Source organism: Acidovorax sp. (assembly GCF_046339755.1).
In the GTDB taxonomy this organism is placed as follows: domain Bacteria; phylum Pseudomonadota; class Gammaproteobacteria; order Burkholderiales; family Burkholderiaceae_C; genus Acidovorax.
The window spans coordinates 1-19,155 of the sequence record NZ_JBKDTZ010000216.1 but is presented as its reverse complement, the minus strand read 5'-3'; the positions used below and the strand labels follow the sequence as shown (position 1 = coordinate 19,155).

Here is a 19,155-nt window from a genome sequence, read left to right as displayed (position 1 = left end):
TCGGCGCGAGCACATTCGATGGAGCAAAGCAATTTACCGTCATCGCAACCTCGTCGAACGCTTCTTCTGTCGCATCAAGCACTATCGTCGAATAGCGACTCGCTACGAAAAACTGGCCGAACGGTTTACCTCGTTCATCAGTCTCGTCGGCGCCATCGTCTGTATGGCCTGAATGTCAACACACCCTAGTCCGCCGTGAATCCCACAGCCTTGACGATGGGCCCCCAGCGCTCCGTGTCGCGGCGCTGCATGTCCAGCAGTTCTGCCTGACTGGAGGACTTGGCCTCCAGGCCCATCGCAGAAAGGCCGTCGATGACTTCCGGCTTGGCCAACGCGGTACGCAGTGCTGCATTTGCCCGCTGCACGATGTCCGAGGGCGTGCCGGCGGGCATGTAGAACGCGAACCACTCGTCGGTGACCACGTCCTTCAGTCCTTGCTCGGCGAAGGTCGGAGTCTGTGGCGCAAAACGGCGGCGCTTTGCACCAGACACTCCCATAAGGCGCACCCGTCCACCTGCGAGATGCGGCAGAAAGTCGCCGATAGGGCCGCTGACAGAAGCGATCTGTCCGCCCGTGAGATCCAGGATTGCGGGCTGCGTGCCTCGGTACGGCAGGTGCCGCATGGAGACCTGGCCGGCGCGGGCCAGCATCTCGGCAGTGAAATGCGGCGTTGATCCCGCTGCGGGCGACCCGAAATTCGCGTTCGTCGGGTTCGCTTTGACCCAGGCAAGGAACTCTGGCACGTTGGTGATGCTGGCTGGAACGGCAGGTCCAACCGCCAGCGCGAATTCGAAAGTGCAGGCCATGGAGACCGGCACCAGGTCCTTGAAGGGATCGTACTGAAGCTTCTTGTAGATGTGGGGGTAGATAGTGAGCATCGAGGCAGGCGTCTGCAGCATCACCGTGCCGTCCGCAGGGGATGCCTTGACACTCGTGATGGCGATCTGGCCACCTGCGCCCGTCCGGTTCTCCACCAAGGCGCTTCGTGCATAGAGGCCCCGCAGCCCGTCGGCAACGCGTCGACAGACCGTGTCCGACGTACCGCCGGCAGCAAAGCCGGTGATGATCTTGAGAACCTCCACAGAGGCTTGGGTTTGCGCCTGGGCCAGGCCGGCCCCCATCAAGCTGGGAATGGACAGCGCGGCTGCGCTGTGCTGCAGGAAATCGCGGCGGTTGGTCTGCATAGCTGAAGTCTCCATTTTTGTGCGCCAGGCGCGGGGTAACGCGGGCAGCGGGAGCCGCCCGCAGATGCATCAAGACCGGGTACCAATGGATGCAGCCGCACGCCGCACCAGGCGCGCCACGGTTCCATCGTGTCGGAATCCGGCGGCGTCCGCGCGTGCGGTATGCAGGGGCGGCAGCCGGCCAAACTGCGCTTCAAGCGCTGAATCCGGCGCATACGTCACAAGCGCTGCGCACCCCGGATCCAGATCATCGAGGGCGCTGACCAGATCGCGGATACTGAGCCGAAGGGCCGGTAGGTTCCAGGTCGTGTGGCCGCACAGGCTTTCAGGCGCGCATTGCGCCGCGTGGATGAGGTTGTCGATGCATGCCTCCAGCGACAGCAACCACAAGGTGGCGTCGGGAGAGACTGGGCAGCAGTAGCGCTGTCGCTGTACCAGCGCGCGCATGAGTTCGCTGGAAAAGGCGGACAGGGCTCCCGTGGGTGTGGGTGGTCTGGCAACGATTCCCGGCAGTCTGAGCGAGCGGCCTTGCACGAACCCTCTCCTCGTAGCATCGGCCAGGAGTATCTCGGCCATCTGCTTTTGCGCCCCGTAGCTCAGGCTTGGGGAAAGTGGCGTATCGTCGTCGATGCGCTCAGGCAAGGGCGCACCAAAAACCGCAATCGAGCTGGCAAACACCACCACCGGCCCATTGCCGTTGCGACGCAGTGCGTTGAGCAGCGAAACGGTCGCCAGCAGGTTCACGTCAATGCCCAGGCCGTAATCCTTTTCCGACTGACCGCTTGGTACGCTTGCCAGGTGGAAAACGATGTCGGGATCATTCAGCGCTATCGCGTCGATGACCGCAGCATCCGCAATGCTGCCTTCCATGGTCCGCAATTGGGGCATGCGCTCGCTCAGCGTTCTCGCTTCGGGAAGCTGCAAATCGCACAAGGTCAGCGCGGTGATCGGCTGCCCCCGCAACCGGGCAGACGGGTCAGCCAGGCGGCGCGCCAGTGAGCGGCCGATGTAGCCGTCCGCGCCTGTGATAAGAACTTTCATGCAACTGTTCCCATTGCTTGTGGCAGCAAGAGCGACCGCAAATCTTGAAGGCACTCGATGCCGCTCGACGCACTTGCTGGCGATCCGAATTCAAGGCCCAGCCACCCGCCGCAGGGCAGGGTGCTCAATGCGCGCAGGGTCTGCACGGTTTCGGGCCTGCTCAAATCGGGTGCTGTTCGATGGGGGGCCTCTGCAATCTGCACATGTGCAATCCAGGCGGCGCAGGCCAGCAGGCTCTCCAGGACGTCCAGATTCTCTCGGGCCGCATGGAACGTATCGAACTGCAGTCTCAGATTCGGCAAATTCAAGTGCTCGAGCACTTGAATCACCTGTGCCGGCCGGTGGTATGCGTAGCCAGGCATGTCCAGGCGGTTCAGGGGCTCCAGCAGCAAGACAACCCCCGCCCTGCGTGCCTGCCATTCGGCCCAACCGAGGTTCTCCTGCAAAGTCGCCAGGACCGACTGCTCGCACCGACCTTCAGTCCACGGTCGGCCCGCCATCACGTGAACCCTGGCACAGGCCGTGTAGTGCGCCATCTCCAGCGCCTGTTCGATCCCGGCCCGGAAGTACTCCTGCTGCCCGTTCACTGCGGCAAACCCGGGCTCACCGCCAGGCCCCTGAGGCGTGTTGATCAGCACAAGCGGCAAACCCGCTGCGCGCAGCCGCTGGGCCAGCACGGAAGGGGGCAAGTCATAAGGAAAGGGACATTCGATTCCGTCCAGTCCGTCTCGCGCAGCGCAGTCGATGCGATCCATGAGGGGCACCTCTGCGTAGAGAAAGCCGATATTTGCTGCGAGCTTCATGCCGGTCTCGCTACGCGATGGATTTGCGACAGATCCTGGTCTGCCAAGCCCTGCCGGCGCGCGTTGTCAAAGCGCTGGCGCACGGCAGCGAGCACCGGAACATAGGCATGGACAGTGTTGGCCGCTCCCGCGATGTTGTCCACGTCCTTGAGCATGGTGGCAACAGAACCGATGCTTTTGTCTGGCGGTGCCAGCATGCGCGGCACAAAAGTCTGCAGGAGCACGGAGTCTGCCCATCCTCCGGCAAGAGCCTGCGGCAATTTTTCAGCATCGATTCCAGCACGCTGCGCCAGATGGACCGCTTCGGCGATGGCGCACAGCGCAGTGGCCACAATCGTCTGGTTGCACAATTTGGCCCACTGGCCCGCACCGGACCCTCCCATGTGCGTGACGTGGCGGGAGTAAGCCTGCATGTACGGCATCGCACTGGCCATGGCCTCGGGATCTCCGCCCAGCATGACGGCGAGTGTGCCGCTGTCTGCACCGCGCACGCCGCCGGAGACCGGGGCATCCAGCCAATCGATGTCTGCGACGCTTTTCACCTGGCTGGCAATGCGCGAGGTAGCTTCAGGAGAGATGCTTGAATGGTCCAGCACCACCCGTACAGCCCCGCTTTTCAGCAAACCATGAGGGCCCAGAACCACGTCCGAAACCGCAGCCTCGTCGGTCAGGCACAGGATGACAAGCTCGCAATGCTTCGCCATGTCTGCGGGGCTCTCGACTGCCACGGCGCCCAACTGCACCAGGGGCTGGGCCTTTTCTGTGGAGCGGTTCCAAACGTGCACGCAGTGCCCGGCTCTCAAAAGCCTTGACACCATGGCCGCACCCATCAGCCCAAGGCCGCAGAAACCCACGGTGGATTGTGAAGTCATGCTTCTTCGCCTTCGTAGGGCCAGGCCATGGCCCCGGAGTGCGTGACCGCGCCCAAACGCGCTGGCCGCACCACCAGCGCGTACTTCTCCAGCACCCCGCCCAGCCGCTGGGCCTGTGGTGGTTTCCACTGTTGTCTGCGTGCAGCCAACTCCTCGTCGGTAACCCGCATCTCCAGGGTGCCGGTCGTGGCATCTATGTGGATCAGGTCACCGTTACGGACCAGGGCAATGGGCCCGCCCACTGCGGCTTCCGGGCCTGCATAGCCGATGCACATGCCTCGGGTTGCGCCGGAAAAGCGCCCATCGGTCAGCAGCGCCACGGCCTCTCCCATGCCCTGCCCATACAAGGCGGCCGTGACGCTCAGCATTTCTCGCATGCCGGGGCCTCCGCGAGGCCCTTCATTGCGAATCACCAGCACGTCGCCTTCCTGATATTGGCGGCCAGACACCGCCTTCATGCAGTCTTCTTCGCTTTCGAAGACCCTCGCCGGTCCCGTGAACGTCAAGGCGCGCAAGCCTGCCACCTTCAGCAGGGCTCCTTCGGGGCTGAGGTTTCCCCGCAACACGGTGACGCCTCCGGTGGGCTGCAAGGCTTGTTCGGCAGACCGCACGATGGTGCCGTCTGCGTCTGGGGCTTCGACCAGCGCCTCTTGCAGGGTACGGCCGTCCAGGGTCGGCACGTCCCCATGCAGGTGCCCTGACTTCAACAGGCTCTTGAGCACAGCGGGCACTCCGCCCACCTCGTGCAGGTCACGCGCGAGGTAGGTTCCGCCTGGCTGGAGATCGGCGATCAGAGGGGTGCGTTGAAACACGGACGCCACATCCTCCAGCGTGAATTCGATCCCCGCCTCGTGCGCAATGGCGGGAATGTGCAGTGCAGCATTTGTGGACCCGCCCGTCGCTGCCACCGCGGCGCAGGCATTCTCCAGGCTCTTGCGGGTGATCAGGTCGCGTGGCAGCGGCCAGCCGCGCTGCAATGTGTGCATCACCGTCTCGCCAGCCCGCTCCGCAATCGCCAGCCGCTCGCTGTAGACCGCCGGAATCATGGCCGTGCCCAGCGGCGACAGGCCCAGAGTCTCTGCGACCATGGCCATGGTATTGGCCGTGAACTGGCCCGGGCAGGAGCCGACGGTGGGAGTGCAATGGCGCTCGATCTCGGCCAGCCCTTCTGGCGAAAGGCTGCCGGTCTGCACCGCCCCGACGGCTTCGATGGCCGTGAGGATGGTGGCCTGCTGGCCTCGCACCCTGCCGGGCAAGGTGGCTCCGCCGTACAGAAACACGGCAGGAACGTTGAGGCGCGCGACAGCCATCATCATCCCCGGCAAGGTCTTGTCGCATCCCGCGACAGCCACCAGGCCATCGTAGGCATGGGCCCTCACCGCCACCTCCACGCTGTCGGCAATGACCTCCCTCGATACCAGGCTCATCCGCATGCCGGCATGGTTCATGGAGGTACCGTCGGACACCGAGATTGTCGAAAAGGAAACCGGCACACCGCCGCCTCGTGCCACGCCCAGGCGCGCGCGATCCGCTTGCGGGCCGAGGGACATGGAACACGGCGTGTTTTCGCCCTGGGTGCTGACGATGCCGATGATCGACCGTGTGAATGCGGCGTCATCGAAACCGGTGGCACGCAGGAATGCCCGGTGGGGAGCACGCGCAACACCGTCGGTCACGGCGCTTGAACGGTGTTTGTGCAGGGATGGACGCGAGGTCATGGTCAAGGTGGGGTGGGGAAAGTCGGGGAGGAACGGGTCATGCGGCCCGCGAAAGGGCTTGAGGCACCTCGCTCAAGCGGTCGAATGCCCAGGCGATGTCCTGGCACATTGCAAGGCGGGCTGCGACCCCGTCCCTGCGTTCCATGGCTTTCAGGATCTTTTCATGCAGGTCCGGCCTAGGAGCCGTGTGCATGAGATTGCGCGCCGCACGCAGGTACGGGCCGGACTGCAGCCACAGACTCTCCGCCATGGACAGCATGGTGGGCGAGTTCGCCGCCTGGTAGATGGTGAAATGAAAGGTCTGGTTGTTGGTCAAGCCCTCGTCCAGCTTTTCTGGTTCTTCGAGTGCATTCGCGATCTTGTCCACCAGCAAGCGCAGGTGGTCCATCTGGGCCCGCTCAAGCCTTGGCGTTGCCCATTCGATGAGGGCACCCTCCACCAGCAGCCGGCTGCGCCGTATGTCTTCCAGCCGTTCGATGCTGAGCAGCGGAACCTGCATGTTCCGGCTCTTGTTGCGTTCCACGGCACGCTGCTCCGCCAGGCGCTGCAGGGCAGAACGTACGGGCATGGTGCTCGTATGCATCGTTTGCGCCAGCTCCTCGATCCCCAGCACCTGGCCCGCCGCGAATTCCCCGCGCATGAGACGGTCTCGCAGCATTCGGTAAACCGCTTCGTTGATGGAAACCGGGGTTTTGGGATGCATGGATTGCCTGCAATCATTGATGTTTGATCAAAGATACGAATACAGGCTACCACCGGCGTGCCGCTTTGTTACATAAGGAAATACCCTTGCGAGTCTTTGCCAGTAGCCCAAAGCGTCAACTGTCAGCTGCTGGATTCCACGGACACATCGATAAATGCAACGCAATCATCTGTACTTTTCCATTGGCTAGCCTGATGGCTTCTGTACCCTGACACGCGTGCTCACCAAACGGATGGCATCTGCGAACGCCTGCACGATCGGGGGAGGCCCTTCTGCCGCTCGCCGCGTGTAAAGACCTAGTGATGGAAGCGGCACAGGCGGTGTGATGGGCAGACGAACGATGCCTCCGCGCGCCAGTTCGTCTCGCGCCTGTTCAAAACGCACAGCGCCGAGCATGTTCTCATCAAGGCGTAAAACACTGCCGAGGGTTACAGACGAGAGCACTTCAATCGCGGGCTCTGGCGGCATCAGGCCAGCGTTGAGAAACGCGGTCATCAATGCCTGTCTAACCAGCGTGTCCTTTGGGGGGGCGACCCACGGCTGAACGTGGACATCGCCCCAGGTCAACCGGCGCTTGCGCGAAAGAGAGTGCCCTTTCGCACATAGCACGCACAACTCGTCATCCACCAGCAACTCCGGCTTCAGCAGCGAGAGTTGTGCGCTTGTCAGCAGCTCGGGTGTGACGGCGCCGAAAACGCAGTCGAGTTCGCCGTTCAAGAGCCGCTGGATCAGCTCGCGAACCCTGCCTTCTTGAACTTGTACTTTGGCGAGCGGCAATCGCCTGCGTAGCTCGATGACCGCTTGAGGCATGGTGGCGGTCACGGAGAGGGTGCCCAATCGCAGCAGACCTTCTGCGCCGTCTCGCATCGCATCCACTTCATCCTTGCTGCGCGAAAGCTCGCCCAGGATGACCCGGGCGCGGTAGATCGCAGCGTTCCCCGCCGCGTTGGCCACAAGTCCATGCGCTGTGCGCTCGAACAGGCGGGCATCGAAGCCCGCTTCGATTTCACCCAGCATCTTGCTCAGAGCTGGCTGGCTCAAGTTCAGTTGCGTTGCGGCAGCGCGCATTGAGCCTGCATCGGCAAGGGCCACCAGCAGCTGCAGATGCCGCATGCGCAGACGCCGCACCAGGTAGTCGGATTGGAAAGACATGGAGCGTCCCCGCGAATGGCCGCCAATGGGTAGTGATCACTGAAAGTGATCGCGCAATCAGGATTATGGATTTTTCAGGAATGTTGACCGCGACTATCGTTGCGGCCATGACTCATTCCCGAGAAAAAATTCCAACGTCTCGCGCAGCGCCCCTGTCCGGTGTTTCCGTCATTGATCTGGGCCAATACATTGCAGGCCCCGGCGCCGCGATGGCGCTGGCGGATTTGGGGGCCACGGTGATCAAGGTCGAGCCGATCACAGGCGATCAGGCACGCCATGTGGGGCGATATGGCGAGGCCATGGTGAGGGCTTACAACCGGGGCAAGCGCTCCGTCGCCTTGGACCTCAAGAGCGAGTCGGGCCGGGAGGTTGCCTGGCGGCTCATTGCCCAATGCGACGTGGTGGTGCAAAACCTGCGCCCGGGCGCAGTCGAGAAGCTCGGCCTGGGCCCTTCGCGGGTGCGTGCTCGCCATCCTCGGGTTATCTACCTGTCGATCACGGGTTTTGGCAGCGAGGGGCCGTCGCGCGAACGCCCCGGCTACGATATTGCAGCGCAGGCGGAGAGCGGCCTCATGTCCGTCACGGGTGAGGCCGGTCGCCCGCCGCAGAAGGTGGGGGTGCCGATCATCGATGCTGCTGCTGCGGACCTGGGGGCCCAGGCCGTCCTGGCAGCCCTCTACGGACGCGAACGCAGCGGCGTAGGCGAGACGCTGGAGGTATCGCTGCTGGAGACAGCCCTCCACCTTCAGGCGGCCACCTGGTGCGAGTACCTGGGTGGCGGGCCAGAGCCCACACGGATCGGACATGGGCAGCCCAACAACGCGCCCGCAGCCGATGTCGTGGCCACGCGAGATGGCAACATCGTGCTGTCCGCCTACGTTGAGGATCATTGGAAGCGCCTTTGCCGGGCCCTGGGCCGGGAAGAGCTGGTGCACGACCCGCGCTTCTCCACCAACGACCATCGCGTTGCCCACCGTGCCGAACTGCGCCAGGTGCTGGGTGAATGCCTCTCAGCCTACACCAGCGACGCGGCCGTCGAGATGCTCAGCCAGCACCAGATTGTTGCCGGAGCAGTGCGCCCTTACCGCGATGTACTGACCAACGCGGACGTGATCGCCACCGGGATCTTCGTGGACGCCGCGTCGAGCGACGGCGGGCGGTATCGGGCCCTGGGACTTCCGTACCGCATGGGCACTGGCCGCAGACCCGCTCCCACCGCGGCGCCAGAATGCGGGGCGGACAGCGCCGACCTGCTCGCCGAGTTAGGTTACTCGGCGCACGACATTGCCACGTTACGTGAATCCGGGGTGGTGGCATGAACATGGCCCCTGCCTTCCCCACTACCGACACGCCATCGCATGGCAACGCACGTGCTGCGGTGCAGCAGACTCTGCCGCTGTTCGAGATGATGCGCATGCGCGCTGCCACCACGGCGCGGCGCCATCCCGTTCTGGGTTTCGCGAGCGACGACCGGGCCTCGCACATGCGCTGGGTCAACCATTTCACCCATACCCACCGCCGAATCGGACCAGAAGACCGTGAAGTGGTCAGTCCCAACAATGACACGGTCTTCAGCAATGCGTGGCTGGATCTGTCCCGAGGGCCCGTGCTCATTGACACCCCAGACATGGGTGAGCGTTACTGGACTTTGGGATTGCTCGACGCATGGACCAACCCGTTTGCCTACGTTGGGCGCCGTACCACCGGAAACCGGCGTCAGCGCACGCTGGTTCATGGGCCCGCGTGGCAGGGCCCGGTGCCCGATGGCGTGGACAACGTGATCGCCGCGCCGGGCGAGGATGTCTGGGTGATCGGACGCCTCCTTGTGGACGATCGTCTGGGTGACCTGGAGCAGGCTGCCGCGCTGCAACGCGGCATCTCCACGCACCGGCTGGACGGCGCGGAGGCGGCCTTTCGGGTGGACACGCGTTTCGATGGCCGCGCAGGGCATGCGCCGGATGCTGCGCTCTACCGTGCCATGGTCAACGAGGCCCTGGCCCGCAACCCGGTGCCGACAGGGGAGAGCCTGTGTTGGCCAGTGGATTACGGAGCTCTTGCGCACGCATTGCCGCTGGTGTACGAGGAGCTTCGCCAGAAGGCCCAGCCACACGCACTGGGGCAGGGCTGGGCGCTGCCCGTCGCGGTGCGCACGCACTGGGGCGCAGACATAGCGATGCGAGCGCGAGTCGCGCGCAACTTCATTGGTGCACTGGGCATCGAGGAGGCCATGTACCCCACGGCCGAGGTGGACGCCGACGGCGCGCTACTCAACGGGTCGCACGCCTATGAGCTGCACTTCGAGCCAGGCGCTGTGCCGGAGGTGGACGCCTTCTGGTCGCTCACGCTGTACCGGCGAAGCGACTGCCTGCTGGTGGCCAACCCGGCGCACCGTTACTCGGTCGGCGATCGCCTGCCTGGTCTGCTGAGGGGGGCGGACGGAGGCCTTTCCATCCGGGTTCAGGCCGAGGATCCGGGCCCGGCGCACAACTGGCTGCCCGCCCCACCCGGAGACGAGTTCTTCCTTGTTCTCCGTCTCTATCAGCCCAGGCGTCGGCATCTCGAGTTCCGGTTTCCCTACCCGCCCTTGCGCCGTCTGTAGCACGGCCGCCCTTCGACACAATCACAACAGGAGACAGACATGACCTTGCACCATCGGGCGTTGAACACCCTTGCATCAACGCGGCTCCAGCGCCGCACCGTGCTCGTCACGATGGCCGCCGGCTTGGCGTCGGGCACCGGCCTGCTGGCGCATGCACAGGCGGACTGGCCCACGCGGCCGGTCAAGTTGATCTCGCCTTACGCGGCGGGTGGGGCCAGTGACCTCTCGGCCCGTGTGCTGGGCGAGTACCTTGCCAAGGTCTTGGGACAGCAGTTCGTCGTCGAGAACAAGCCCGGGGCGGGCACTCGGCTCGGGACCGAGTTCGTGGCGCGCGCGCCCGCCGATGGCTATACCGTGCTCTACGTGGCGGCGCCCTATGCGACGGCCGAAGCGCTTTACGGAAAGGGCCTGAGCTACCAGCGCGAGCAGTTGCGCCCCATCGCGATGGCCATGCACGCGCCCTTGTTCCTGATCGTCAATGCGCAGACTGAAATCAAAAGCGTGCGCGATCTGGTCGCGTTTTCCAAAACCCGCCCTGGGGGCATCAACATCGGCACGCCTGGCGCAGGGTCGCAGCCCCACCTGGCTGGCGAACTGCTGTTGCGTGAAGCCGGCATGGAGGGCATCAACGTCCACATGAAAGGCGATTCCGTCGCCTACTCCGAGTTATTGGGGGGGCGCCTCGATGCCACCCTGACGGCGATCAGTTCGGCGTTGCCCCACATCGCGGCCGGCAAGCTGCGGGTGCTGGGCGTGGCCTCCGAAAAACGCAGTGCGCTATATCCGGCCGCACCTACGATTCGCGAACAGGGCTTTCCGGGGGTGGTCGCGTCCGGTTGGTACGGCTTTATGGTGCCCTCCGCCACGCCCAAAGAGGTTGTGGCGAAGCTGCAAGCCGCCATCTTGCGGGCACTGGACGACTCCACCATCAAACAGAAGCTGCTCGACATGGGTCTGGAGGCCAGCGGCGCGCCCGGAGCCAAGTTTGCGACATACATCGACGACCAGACACGCAAGTGGACCAATGTGATCCGCGATGCCAACATCAAGATCGACTGAGCGCACGATGAAATCCTCCTCGACTTGCTGGGCTTTCGCCATCGGCGCACTGGTGATGCTCAACGCCTGCACCCACAAGCCCGCCGTGAACACGGGCCTACAGCGACCCACGGCATTTGGTCCGGTGGTTGGCGCCAAAGACGCATCGGTTGGCGGCGTCTACAGCTGGAAAGGCATTCCCTATGCGGCCGCGCCAGTGGGGCAGCGCCGCTGGAGAGCGCCTGAGGATCCGCCCGCATGGACGCAGCCACGTGCGGCGACCTCGTTTGCGACCGCATGCGTGCAGCCCGGCCGGCTGTATGGGCCGGGCCTGAACAATCGGTACGACGCCACCATCGGCAGCACGCTGGGACAGACATTGGGCTCGGAGGACTGCCTCTACCTCAACATCTGGGCGCCCACCGCTTCCGCCACGACCCCGAGGCCCGTCATCGTCTGGGTCCACGGCGGCAGCAATATCACCGGCTACACCGCGGACCCGGTGTACGACGGCGCCGCGCTGGCAAACGCTACCGGCTCGGTCGTGGTATCGGTCGCCTACCGGCTTGGCGTGTTCGGTTTTCTGGAGCTTGCACCCTTGAAGACGGGTGACGCTGCGACCGACTCGGGCAACTTCGCGCTGCTCGACATCGTGAAGTCGCTGGAATTTGTCCAGCGCAATATCGGCGCCTTTGGCGGCGACCCTGGCCGGGTCACGTTGATGGGTGAGTCCGCTGGGGCGGTCAACGTGTATGCGCTGCTTACCTCGCCCATGGTGGTCTCCAGGCCTTCGCCCCTGTTTCACCGGTTGGTGGCGCTCAGCGGCGGTATTTCATCGGCCGCCACGCTTCCACCGGGCTCCTTCGCGACCATCCTGCCCCGCAGCGTATGGGCGACGCGAGGCAATGCCTTGCTGACTCATTCCCTCGTGGCCGACGGTGCCGTCGCTGATCGGCCTGCAGCAGAGGCATACATTGCATCGCGCACGCCCCAGCAGCTGGCCGCCTACCTGCGCGGGCTATCACCCGACGCCATCTTGACCATCGTGCTCAGGCGGCTTGCACCGCTGGGATTGTCGGCTGCCAACCCGATCCCCGACGGATACGTCGTGCCTGAGGATCCGATCGCGGCAATCCGCGCTGGCCGTTACGTCAAGGTGCCGGTGTTGGCGGGGAATACGCGCGACGAAAGCAAACTTTTTCCCGCTCTACTGGCAACTCGACCGGCCTTTGGCGGCACCAGCGGCCGCCTGCTCGATGACGCCGCGGTGTTCAAGCTGGTCCATGGCTACCAGCCCGACGCCCCAACCGCCAGCCGCATCGAGGACTGGGTGCCTGCGCAATACCTGCCGGTGGACGCACCGACGACAGGGCTGAACGCGCGCATAGCGGAGCTTGACCGCCACTGGTTCTTTGCATTTCGGGACGATGTGCTGAATGCGCTCAAGTCTCGCCAACCCGATGTTTGGCACTACCGTTTTGACTGGGATGAACTGCCGCCACCTTTTGACAAAGTCTATGGCGCGGCACACAGCTTTGACCTGCCGTTCATCTTCGGCAATTTCGGGCCATCGCTCTATTCGAACATCTCGTTCAATCGGGCGAACAAGGCTGGCCGGCTCGACTTGTCAGCAAAGATGATCCAAGGCATCGGCAGCTTCGCACACGACGGAGACCCCAACAGCACAAGTCTGGGCTCTGCCTGGCCTGCGTGGCCCCGTTCGATGGTTTTTGATTCGAGCCTCGAAGCGGCCCGACTGGCGGTGGAATGAACCTGGACATGTGCAGCAAAACATCACAGCCTCGCTCGCAGACCCGCCGTTCGATATGACCCGGAAATTGTCTTCGTCAAGCCTGTAGTCGTGGTGTCATTTGACAGGGTCTGCTGCACTGAAGGGCGTTCGCGGCAGAGCGGCCTATGGTTTACGGCACTAATTTGCGGACATGTCATTCCACGGGATCTGGGGTCAGTCAGGCAAAGCCCGCCAGGTCCACCAGGCTGTGGCCGAACACCACCGGCCACAGCGTTCTCCAGTGAAAGAACCAGGCGCACAGCACCAGGTGGGCGAAGAATGCGGCGGCGACAAGGTGGCTGCCTTGCTCCCAGTGGGCTAACGCGAAGATGGCCGACACGAGCAGCGTGAACCATCTCCGGGAGGGCTTTGCGCGGGCGCTGCGGTACAGCAGCCAGGGCAGCCCGATGAAGAAGATGCTCTCCACCAGCCCCGTACTCAAGGCCGCATAGGTGCGCACGGCTGCGCCGGCCCTTCCACCCGGAAACATCTGCGCCAATGGCCATAAGCTTGCCGGTGGCCGCAGTACCACCCAGGCCAGGTTGCGCGCCACCAGAAATGCCAGCCCAGCGGTCACGAAGACCGCCGCTGCCTGCCAGGCCAGGGTTCGCCAACCCGTGCCCGGTATGCCGAGGCCATAGTCGCTGGGGCGCAGCGAGACCGTGTGTGCCAGCAGACCCAGCAATGCCATGGGCAGGACCACCCATTGGCACAGATCCGCCATCCAGAACAGGTGCGCCCCCTTCTGGGCGAGTGCGGGCAGGTACACGCCATTGGCTTGCCAGACCGCCAGAACGGGCAGCAAGGCGCAGGCAACAACCCATTGCTGGCGCGGTTCGAGGCGGGCCTGGCGGGCTAAGGCGGGTGGCAAAGGCTTCTCCGGCAGAGACTTGCGCGGCAAGGTACGACGCGAGCGCAGGCGCTCATCGTTGCCGCCTGGGTACGGAACCACCATCTTCCTGCCCTCCGCCAGGCATGGGCGCGCATGCGGCAGCCCTGTCGTGAACAAAGTCGCGGATGCGGCGTGCATACACTCCAGGTTGCCGGCTGCATGTGCTCCCTGCTTCCTTTTCAGACTTCGTACCCACTCCCTCCCCATGCAAGCCCTGTTGAACGCCATTGCCACGATGGCTCCCCTGCCCACCGACGCCCAGCGCATCTTCCATGGCCGCGGCGGCCTGTACCCGGGCTGCGAGCACTGGGTGCTGGACGTGTTTCCGCCCGTCTGGGTGCTCACCAGCTTCCAGCCCGTGGCCGAAGAGGAACTGGTCACCGTCGGCTCCGCCTTGAGCGTGCGCTGGGAGCAACTGCACCCCGGCGTGCCGCTGAACTGGGTCTTCCAGACCCGGCACGAGGGCCGCAGCGAGACCCGGCTGATGGCCGGCAGCGTGCCCGACCCGCATGTGGTGACCGAGCAGGGCGCGCGCTACCGGGTGCACGTGGCCCGCGGCCAGAACCATGGCCTGTTCCTCGACATGGCCGAGGGCCGCCGCTGGGTGCGCGACTACGCGGCGGCGCGCAGCACCGACCGCTACGGCCTCAAGGTGCTCAATCTGTTTGCCTACACCTGCGCCTTCTCGGTGGTGGCCCTGCAGGCGGGCGCCAAACAGGTGGTCAACGTGGACATGGCGCAGGGCGCCATCGCCATCGGCCAGCAGAACCACCAGCTCAACGGCATCACCACCGGCGCGAGCTTCCTCGCGCACGACATCTTCTCCACCTGGGGCAAGATCACGCGTGGCGGACCCTACGGCCTGGTGATCGTGGATCCGCCCAGCTTCCAGCGCGGCAGCTTCGTGGCCACCAAGGACTATGCCCGCCTCATGCGCCGCCTGGCCGACCTGCTGGCCCCGGGCGGCCATGCCCTGCTGTGCCTGAATGCACCCGAGCTGGACACGGCATTTCTCAAGGACCAGATGCGCGAGATTGCGCCCGAGCTGGAGTTCGTGGAACGCGTGGCCAAGCCGACGGTGTTTTCCGATGTGTCCGAGGAGCGCTCGCTCAAGGTGCTGGTGTACCGGCTGCCCGAATTGGCGCCCGCATAGGGCCTACCGGCTGGCGCGCTCATGGCGCTCCTTGAGCTTCGCCACCTCCTTCGCCTGCAGCTTGAACTTCTCCACGGCCTCCTTGCACTCGGGGTCCCAGGACTCGGTCTTCATGTGCTGCAGCACGGCCATGAGCGCATCGCTCAACTGGCCGATCTGGCGGCCATAGCTGCCCACGTCTTCGATGATCTTCTGCTCCAGCGCGGGGTCCGAGGATTTGCCCATGTTGATGTTGATGAGGCCCACCTGGCCCATCGTCATCTTCGTCCAGTACTGGAAAGCCTGGTTCACGGGGCCGGACAGGGGCATGTAGAAATCGGGCATGGCGCATATCTCCAGGTGGGTTGGCTGCGGCAGAAGAAGAGATTGCACGCCAAAAGCCGCTCCCGATCCAGAAAAATCTGGCGATCTCCTGCCCCGGACCACGCGCCTGCGGGTCAGCCCGTAAGCCATCGCAGCGGCGCCAGCACCGTCTGCGGAAACAGCACCATGATGAACATCACCGCGAACTCGGCCGCCATGAAGGGCAGCACGCCGCGTGTCACCTCGTCCATCTTCATGCGCCCCACGCCGGCCACCACGTTCAGGATGGTGCCCACCGGCGGGGTGACCAGGCCGATGGAGTTGTTGATGATGAACAGCACGCCGAAGTAGACCGGGTCGATCCCCGCCGCCTTGACCACAGGCATCAGCACCGGTGTCAGGATCAGGATGGTGGGCGTCATGTCCATGGCGGTGCCCACCAGCATCACCAGCACCATGATGGCGATCAACAGCAGGGTCTGGTTGCCCATGAGGGGCTTGAGCAGCTCGACCATCTGGGCCGGCAGGTTGGCCACCGTGATCAGCCACGACGACACCATGGCCGCGGCCACGAGGAACATCACCACGGCGGTGGTCTTGGCGGCGGTGGTGAAGATCGGCAGCAGTGCGGACAGCGGCAGCTCGCGGTAGATGACGCTGGCCACGAACAGCGAGTACACGGCCGCCACCACGGCGGCCTCGGTGGGCGTGAAGACCCCCATGCGCAGCCCCACCAGGATGAACACCGGCAGCGTCAGGGCCCAGACCGATTCGCGAGCGGCGCGCCAGAGCTCGGCGGTGCTCTTTTTCTCGGGCAGGGCCAGCACCTCCTTGCGTCCCACCCACCACCAAGTGACAGCCAGGCCCAGGCCGATCATGATGCCCGGAAAGATGCCGGCGATGAACAGCTTGCTGATCGACACATTGGCCGCCACACCGAAGCTCACGAAGCCGATGCTCGGCGGAATGATGGGGCCGATGACACCCGAGGCCGCGATCAACCCGCCCGACACCTCCTTCTTGTGCCCGGCCTTGACCATCATGGGCAGCAGCAGCGCGGTCAAGGCCGCAGCGTCGGCCACGGCCGAGCCCGACAGTGAGGACAGCAGGCACGCTGCCAGGATCACCACGTAGCCCAGGCCGCCCTTGACGTGCCCTACCAGGGCCAGCGCGAAGTTCACGATGCGTTGCGACAGGCCGCCCACGTTCATGATCTCGCCGGCCAGCATGAAGAAGGGCACGGCCAGCAGCGGAAAGCTGTCCGCGCCGTTGATGAAGTTCTGCGCCAGGATCTGGGCATCGAACAGGTCCAGGTGCCACATCAGGCCCACGCCCGCCGCCAGCAGCGCGTAGGCGATGGGAATGCCCAGGGCCATGGCGCCCAGCAGGCCACCCAGGAAGATCAGCACGGTCATGGTCGTGCCTCCTGCTTCCTGGCGGCGGCGTCCTCGCGCGCGAGCTCGGCCTGCAGGGCTTCGAGCTCGGCCTGTTCCTCGGATTCCTTGACCATCACCAGCTCCTCCTCTCGGACCGCGCCGGTCAGCACGCGCACGAGCTGCAGCGCCAGCAAAAAGCCGGCGCAGACCGAGAACACCACGCCCGAGGCGTAGAAGAAGGCCATCGAGGCCCCGGTGACCGGGGCCTCCACGTCCCAGTTGATGAGCATCTGCTTGTAGCTGCCGGCCAGGAAGAGCCAGGTGAGGTAGAGCATCAGCACCTGTCCGAGCACCATGCAGACCTTCTTGCCCTTCACGGGCAGCCGGGACACCAGCATGTCCGTGCCCAGGTGGGCGTTTTCCTTGAGGGCCGCCACCGCACCCAGGAAGGTGATCCAGATGAACAGCCAGCGCGACAACTCTTCACTGACCGTGATGCCGGAGTTGAAGACGTAGCGCAGCACCACGTTGCCGAAGACCAGCACCACCATCACGGCAAGCGCCAGCGCGATGAGCAGGTTGATGGCCCGCACGCAGCGGTCGATGAAGCTGTCGAGCATGCTTGGCTCCCTGTTGGCTGGTCGTCAGAGTTGCGCTTCGTGCAGCAGTCCGCGCGCCGCCAGATTGGCGATGAAGGCCCGGATCCCGAAGCGCCACGGTGGTGCCGTCTCGCTGTGGGTCACGGTGTTGTGCAGGGCGCCGAGCCACGCGCTTTGGATGGTGACCACGTCGCCCAGGTGGTGGGTGAAGCCGCCGCCGGGCTGGTCGCGGTCCTCAATGGGGGCGAACAGGGTGCCCAGGAACAGCATGAAGCCATCGGGGTACTGGTGCGCCGCCAGGGTCTGGGCCACCAGATCGGCCGGGTCGCGGCTGATGCTGGCCATGGTGTTGATGCCGCGTAGCGCGAAGCCGTCTGCCCCCGCCACGCGCAGGTGCACGGTCTCGCTGCGCACCTGGTCCAGGCCGAAGCTGGCATCGAACAGGCGGATGAACGGGCCGATGGCGCAGGAGGCGTTGTTGTCCTTGGCCTTGCCCAGCAGCAGCGCGCTGCGGCCCTCGATGTCGCGCAGGTTGACGTCGTTGCCTAGGGCCGCGCCCACGATCTCGCCCCGGCTGTTGACTGCCAGCACCACCTCGGGCTCGGGGTTGTTCCAGGCCGAGTCGGCGCGGATGCCGATGGCTTCGCCCGTGCCCACCGAGGCCAGCACCGGGGCCTTGGTGAAGACCTCGGCATCGGGGCCTATGCCCACTTCGAGGTACTGCGACCACAGGCCTTGTTGCTGCAGCAGGGCCTTCAGGGCCATGGCCTGGTCCGAGCCGGGCCGGATGTCGGCCAGGCTGTCGCCGATCAGGCCGACCACCTGGCTGCGCAGGCCCTGGGCGCGGCTGGCGTCGCCCCGTGCCTGCTCTTCGATCACCCGCTCGATCAGGCTTGCCGCAAAGGTCACGCCCGCCGCCTTCACCACCTGCAGGTCGCACGGGGCCAGGAGCCAGGGGCGTGCCGTGTCACGTTGGCCGAGCTGGCTGTTGGCCAGCAGGTCGGGCACGCTGCACAGGTACTGGCCCGGGGTGGCCCGCGCCGCCTCGGCGGGGTCGGCCATGTCCAGCAGGGTGCTCATGGTGGGGTAGCGTTGGCTCAGGTCGTAGACGCCGTCGGCGCGCAGTGCCACCACGGCAGGCCCCGGGGGGCTGCCGCCCACCCATGCGCGGCCCACCAGGGTGCCGGCCAGGCCATCGTGGGGCAGGATCTGGGCGTGCGTCTGCGCACCGGCCACCGTGGCCGCTGTTGTGTCACTCATCGGAAAATCCTTGAAGGTTCGAAATGGGTGCTGACCAGCCTGCAGGGCTGGCTCAGTGGTTGTGGCGCGGCGTGTTCTCGGCGATGCGGCGGTAGTCGAGGGCAAAGTCCAGCGTCGCGCCATCGGCCAACTGGCCGGTCTTCTCGCGGTACAGCGCCTCCCAGGGCGACTGGCTGCGGGGTACCGGGGGCGCGGGCAGCTCGCGGCGGCGGCGTGCGATCTCTTCGGGCGCCACCAGCGCATCGCAGCGGCCTGCTCCAAGGTCGATGCGGATGGTGTCGCCGCTCTGCAGCCAGCACAGGCCGCCGCCCACCGCGCTCTCGGGCGAGGCGTTGAGGATCGAGGGGCTGTCGGCCGTGCCCGACTGGCGGCCATCGCCCAGGGTGGGCAGGGTGGTGATGCCCCGCCGGATCAGGGCGTCGGGCGGCTGCATGTTGACCACCTCGGCCGAGCCCGGCCAGCCGATGGGTCCGGCGCCGCGCATCACCAGGATGCAACCCTCGTCGATGCCCAGCGCCGGGTCGTTGATGCGCGCGTGGTAATCGTCGGCACCATCGAACACCACGGCGCGCGCCTCGAAGACGCCTTCGGCCCCGGGCCGGCTCAGGTAGCGCTGGCGAAAGGCTTCGGAGATCACCGAGGTCTTCATGATTCCGAAGTCGAACAGATT

General features: G+C 65.1%; 19 protein-coding genes. 6 read left to right on the top strand and 13 right to left on the bottom strand.

Annotated elements, in window-relative coordinates; genetic code table 11:
* Nucleotides 1-172: transposase (locus tag ACK59X_RS18155; RefSeq protein ID WP_409959445.1), on the top strand; the 172-nt coding region annotated here is incomplete at its 5' end.
* 13 nt (nucleotides 173-185) lie between these two features.
* Here the strand turns inward: ACK59X_RS18155 and ACK59X_RS18150 are convergent.
* From ACK59X_RS18150 to ACK59X_RS18120, 7 genes are all read right to left on the bottom strand, one after another.
* Nucleotides 186-1,184: a Bug family tripartite tricarboxylate transporter substrate binding protein gene (locus ACK59X_RS18150; protein WP_409959439.1), complete on the bottom strand. Its 999-nt coding sequence runs from the start codon at nucleotides 1,182-1,184 to the stop codon at nucleotides 186-188.
* Between the two features lie 69 nt (nucleotides 1,185-1,253).
* Nucleotides 1,254-2,225 carry an NAD-dependent epimerase/dehydratase family protein gene (locus ACK59X_RS18145; RefSeq protein WP_409959437.1) on the bottom strand — a complete coding sequence of 324 codons (972 nt, stop codon included), beginning with the start codon at nucleotides 2,223-2,225 and terminating at the stop codon, nucleotides 1,254-1,256.
* Nucleotides 2,222-3,028, bottom strand: coding sequence for a hydroxypyruvate isomerase family protein (locus ACK59X_RS18140; protein ID WP_409959435.1), 807 nt, complete (start codon nucleotides 3,026-3,028; stop codon nucleotides 2,222-2,224). Before ACK59X_RS18140 ends, ACK59X_RS18145 begins: the two co-directional genes overlap by 4 nt.
* Complete coding sequence (locus ACK59X_RS18135; RefSeq protein WP_409959433.1) at nucleotides 3,025-3,900, bottom strand: NAD(P)-dependent oxidoreductase; 876 nt, start codon at nucleotides 3,898-3,900, stop codon at nucleotides 3,025-3,027. Before ACK59X_RS18135 ends, ACK59X_RS18140 begins: the two co-directional genes overlap by 4 nt.
* The gene (ilvD, locus tag ACK59X_RS18130; protein WP_409959443.1) at nucleotides 3,897-5,618 is read right to left on the bottom strand and encodes a dihydroxy-acid dehydratase; all 1,722 of its coding nucleotides are present in this window, start codon (nucleotides 5,616-5,618) and stop codon (nucleotides 3,897-3,899) included. Before ilvD ends, ACK59X_RS18135 begins: the two co-directional genes overlap by 4 nt.
* 37 nt (nucleotides 5,619-5,655) lie before the next feature.
* Entirely contained in the window at nucleotides 5,656-6,321 is a 666-nt protein-coding gene (locus ACK59X_RS18125; protein WP_409959431.1) for a GntR family transcriptional regulator, read from the bottom strand.
* Nucleotides 6,322-6,507: 186 nt separating this feature from the next.
* Nucleotides 6,508-7,473: a LysR family transcriptional regulator gene (locus tag ACK59X_RS18120; protein WP_409959429.1), complete on the bottom strand. Its 966-nt coding sequence runs from the start codon at nucleotides 7,471-7,473 to the stop codon at nucleotides 6,508-6,510.
* A gap of 80 nt (nucleotides 7,474-7,553) precedes the next feature.
* Here ACK59X_RS18120 and ACK59X_RS18115 point away from each other — a divergent pair, with 80 nt between their 5' ends.
* The 4 genes from ACK59X_RS18115 to ACK59X_RS18100 are packed head-to-tail and all read left to right on the top strand — an operon-like array spanning nucleotide 7,554 to nucleotide 12,881.
* Nucleotides 7,554-8,792: a CaiB/BaiF CoA transferase family protein gene (locus tag ACK59X_RS18115; protein WP_409959427.1), complete on the top strand. Its 1,239-nt coding sequence runs from the start codon at nucleotides 7,554-7,556 to the stop codon at nucleotides 8,790-8,792.
* On the top strand, nucleotides 8,789-10,072 hold the full coding sequence (locus tag ACK59X_RS18110; RefSeq protein ID WP_409959425.1) for a DUF1254 domain-containing protein: 1,284 nt from the start codon (nucleotides 8,789-8,791) through the stop codon (nucleotides 10,070-10,072). Before ACK59X_RS18115 ends, ACK59X_RS18110 begins: the two co-directional genes overlap by 4 nt.
* Nucleotides 10,073-10,111: 39 nt before the next feature.
* Complete coding sequence (locus ACK59X_RS18105) at nucleotides 10,112-11,131, top strand: Bug family tripartite tricarboxylate transporter substrate binding protein (protein WP_409959423.1); 1,020 nt, start codon at nucleotides 10,112-10,114, stop codon at nucleotides 11,129-11,131.
* Between the two features lie 7 nt (nucleotides 11,132-11,138).
* Complete coding sequence (locus ACK59X_RS18100; RefSeq protein ID WP_409959421.1) at nucleotides 11,139-12,881, top strand: carboxylesterase/lipase family protein; 1,743 nt, start codon at nucleotides 11,139-11,141, stop codon at nucleotides 12,879-12,881.
* A gap of 199 nt (nucleotides 12,882-13,080) precedes the next feature.
* Here ACK59X_RS18100 and ACK59X_RS18095 read toward each other — a convergent pair whose 3' ends face one another.
* Complete coding sequence (locus tag ACK59X_RS18095) at nucleotides 13,081-14,022, bottom strand: CPBP family intramembrane glutamic endopeptidase (RefSeq protein ID WP_409959441.1); 942 nt, start codon at nucleotides 14,020-14,022, stop codon at nucleotides 13,081-13,083.
* Here ACK59X_RS18095 and ACK59X_RS18090 point away from each other — a divergent pair.
* Nucleotides 14,000-14,947 carry a class I SAM-dependent methyltransferase gene (locus tag ACK59X_RS18090; protein ID WP_409959419.1) on the top strand — a complete coding sequence of 316 codons (948 nt, stop codon included), beginning with the start codon at nucleotides 14,000-14,002 and terminating at the stop codon, nucleotides 14,945-14,947. The genes ACK59X_RS18095 and ACK59X_RS18090 overlap by 23 nt on opposite strands.
* Before the next feature lie 3 nt (nucleotides 14,948-14,950).
* Here ACK59X_RS18090 and ACK59X_RS18085 read toward each other — a convergent pair whose 3' ends face one another.
* The 5 genes from ACK59X_RS18085 to ACK59X_RS18065 form a co-directional block, all read right to left on the bottom strand.
* A complete protein-coding gene (locus ACK59X_RS18085) occupies nucleotides 14,951-15,271 on the bottom strand; it encodes a hypothetical protein (protein WP_409959417.1) in 321 nt (106 codons plus the stop codon).
* Between the two features lie 113 nt (nucleotides 15,272-15,384).
* On the bottom strand, nucleotides 15,385-16,665 hold the full coding sequence (locus tag ACK59X_RS18080; protein WP_409959415.1) for a TRAP transporter large permease subunit: 1,281 nt from the start codon (nucleotides 16,663-16,665) through the stop codon (nucleotides 15,385-15,387).
* Nucleotides 16,662-17,246 (bottom strand): TRAP transporter small permease, encoded by a 585-nt coding sequence (locus ACK59X_RS18075; protein ID WP_409959413.1) that lies wholly within the window; start codon nucleotides 17,244-17,246, stop codon nucleotides 16,662-16,664. The genes ACK59X_RS18080 and ACK59X_RS18075 overlap by 4 nt, the downstream gene beginning before the upstream one ends.
* Nucleotides 17,247-17,270: 24 nt before the next feature.
* Nucleotides 17,271-18,485 (bottom strand): fumarylacetoacetate hydrolase family protein, encoded by a 1,215-nt coding sequence (locus ACK59X_RS18070; protein WP_409959411.1) that lies wholly within the window; start codon nucleotides 18,483-18,485, stop codon nucleotides 17,271-17,273.
* Nucleotides 18,486-18,537: 52 nt separating this feature from the next.
* The coding region (locus ACK59X_RS18065; protein ID WP_409959409.1) for a dihydroxy-acid dehydratase at nucleotides 18,538-19,155 on the bottom strand (618 nt) is incomplete at its 5' end.

Excerpts from the sequence above, each read along its gene's own strand:
- ACK59X_RS18150 (WP_409959439.1), bottom strand. The coding sequence starts at position 1,184 with ATGCAGACCAACCGCCGCGATTTCCTGCAGCACAGCGCAGCCGCGCTG.
- ACK59X_RS18145 (WP_409959437.1), bottom strand. The coding sequence starts at position 2,225 with ATGAAAGTTCTTATCACAGGCGCGGACGGCTACATCGGCCGCTCACTG.
- ACK59X_RS18140 (WP_409959435.1), bottom strand. The coding sequence starts at position 3,028 with ATGAAGCTCGCAGCAAATATCGGCTTTCTCTACGCAGAGGTGCCCCTC.
- ACK59X_RS18135 (WP_409959433.1), bottom strand. The coding sequence starts at position 3,900 with ATGACTTCACAATCCACCGTGGGTTTCTGCGGCCTTGGGCTGATGGGT.
- ilvD (WP_409959443.1), bottom strand. The coding sequence starts at position 5,618 with ATGACCTCGCGTCCATCCCTGCACAAACACCGTTCAAGCGCCGTGACC.
- ACK59X_RS18125 (WP_409959431.1), bottom strand. The coding sequence starts at position 6,321 with ATGCATCCCAAAACCCCGGTTTCCATCAACGAAGCGGTTTACCGAATG.
- ACK59X_RS18120 (WP_409959429.1), bottom strand. The coding sequence starts at position 7,473 with ATGTCTTTCCAATCCGACTACCTGGTGCGGCGTCTGCGCATGCGGCAT.
- ACK59X_RS18115 (WP_409959427.1), top strand. The coding sequence starts at position 7,554 with ATGTTGACCGCGACTATCGTTGCGGCCATGACTCATTCCCGAGAAAAA.
- ACK59X_RS18110 (WP_409959425.1), top strand. The coding sequence starts at position 8,789 with ATGAACATGGCCCCTGCCTTCCCCACTACCGACACGCCATCGCATGGC.
- ACK59X_RS18105 (WP_409959423.1), top strand. The coding sequence starts at position 10,112 with ATGACCTTGCACCATCGGGCGTTGAACACCCTTGCATCAACGCGGCTC.
- ACK59X_RS18100 (WP_409959421.1), top strand. The coding sequence starts at position 11,139 with ATGAAATCCTCCTCGACTTGCTGGGCTTTCGCCATCGGCGCACTGGTG.
- ACK59X_RS18090 (WP_409959419.1), top strand. The coding sequence starts at position 14,000 with ATGCAAGCCCTGTTGAACGCCATTGCCACGATGGCTCCCCTGCCCACC.
- ACK59X_RS18095 (WP_409959441.1), bottom strand. The coding sequence starts at position 14,022 with ATGGCGTTCAACAGGGCTTGCATGGGGAGGGAGTGGGTACGAAGTCTG.
- ACK59X_RS18085 (WP_409959417.1), bottom strand. The coding sequence starts at position 15,271 with ATGCCCGATTTCTACATGCCCCTGTCCGGCCCCGTGAACCAGGCTTTC.
- ACK59X_RS18080 (WP_409959415.1), bottom strand. The coding sequence starts at position 16,665 with ATGACCGTGCTGATCTTCCTGGGTGGCCTGCTGGGCGCCATGGCCCTG.
- ACK59X_RS18075 (WP_409959413.1), bottom strand. The coding sequence starts at position 17,246 with ATGCTCGACAGCTTCATCGACCGCTGCGTGCGGGCCATCAACCTGCTC.
- ACK59X_RS18070 (WP_409959411.1), bottom strand. The coding sequence starts at position 18,485 with ATGAGTGACACAACAGCGGCCACGGTGGCCGGTGCGCAGACGCACGCC.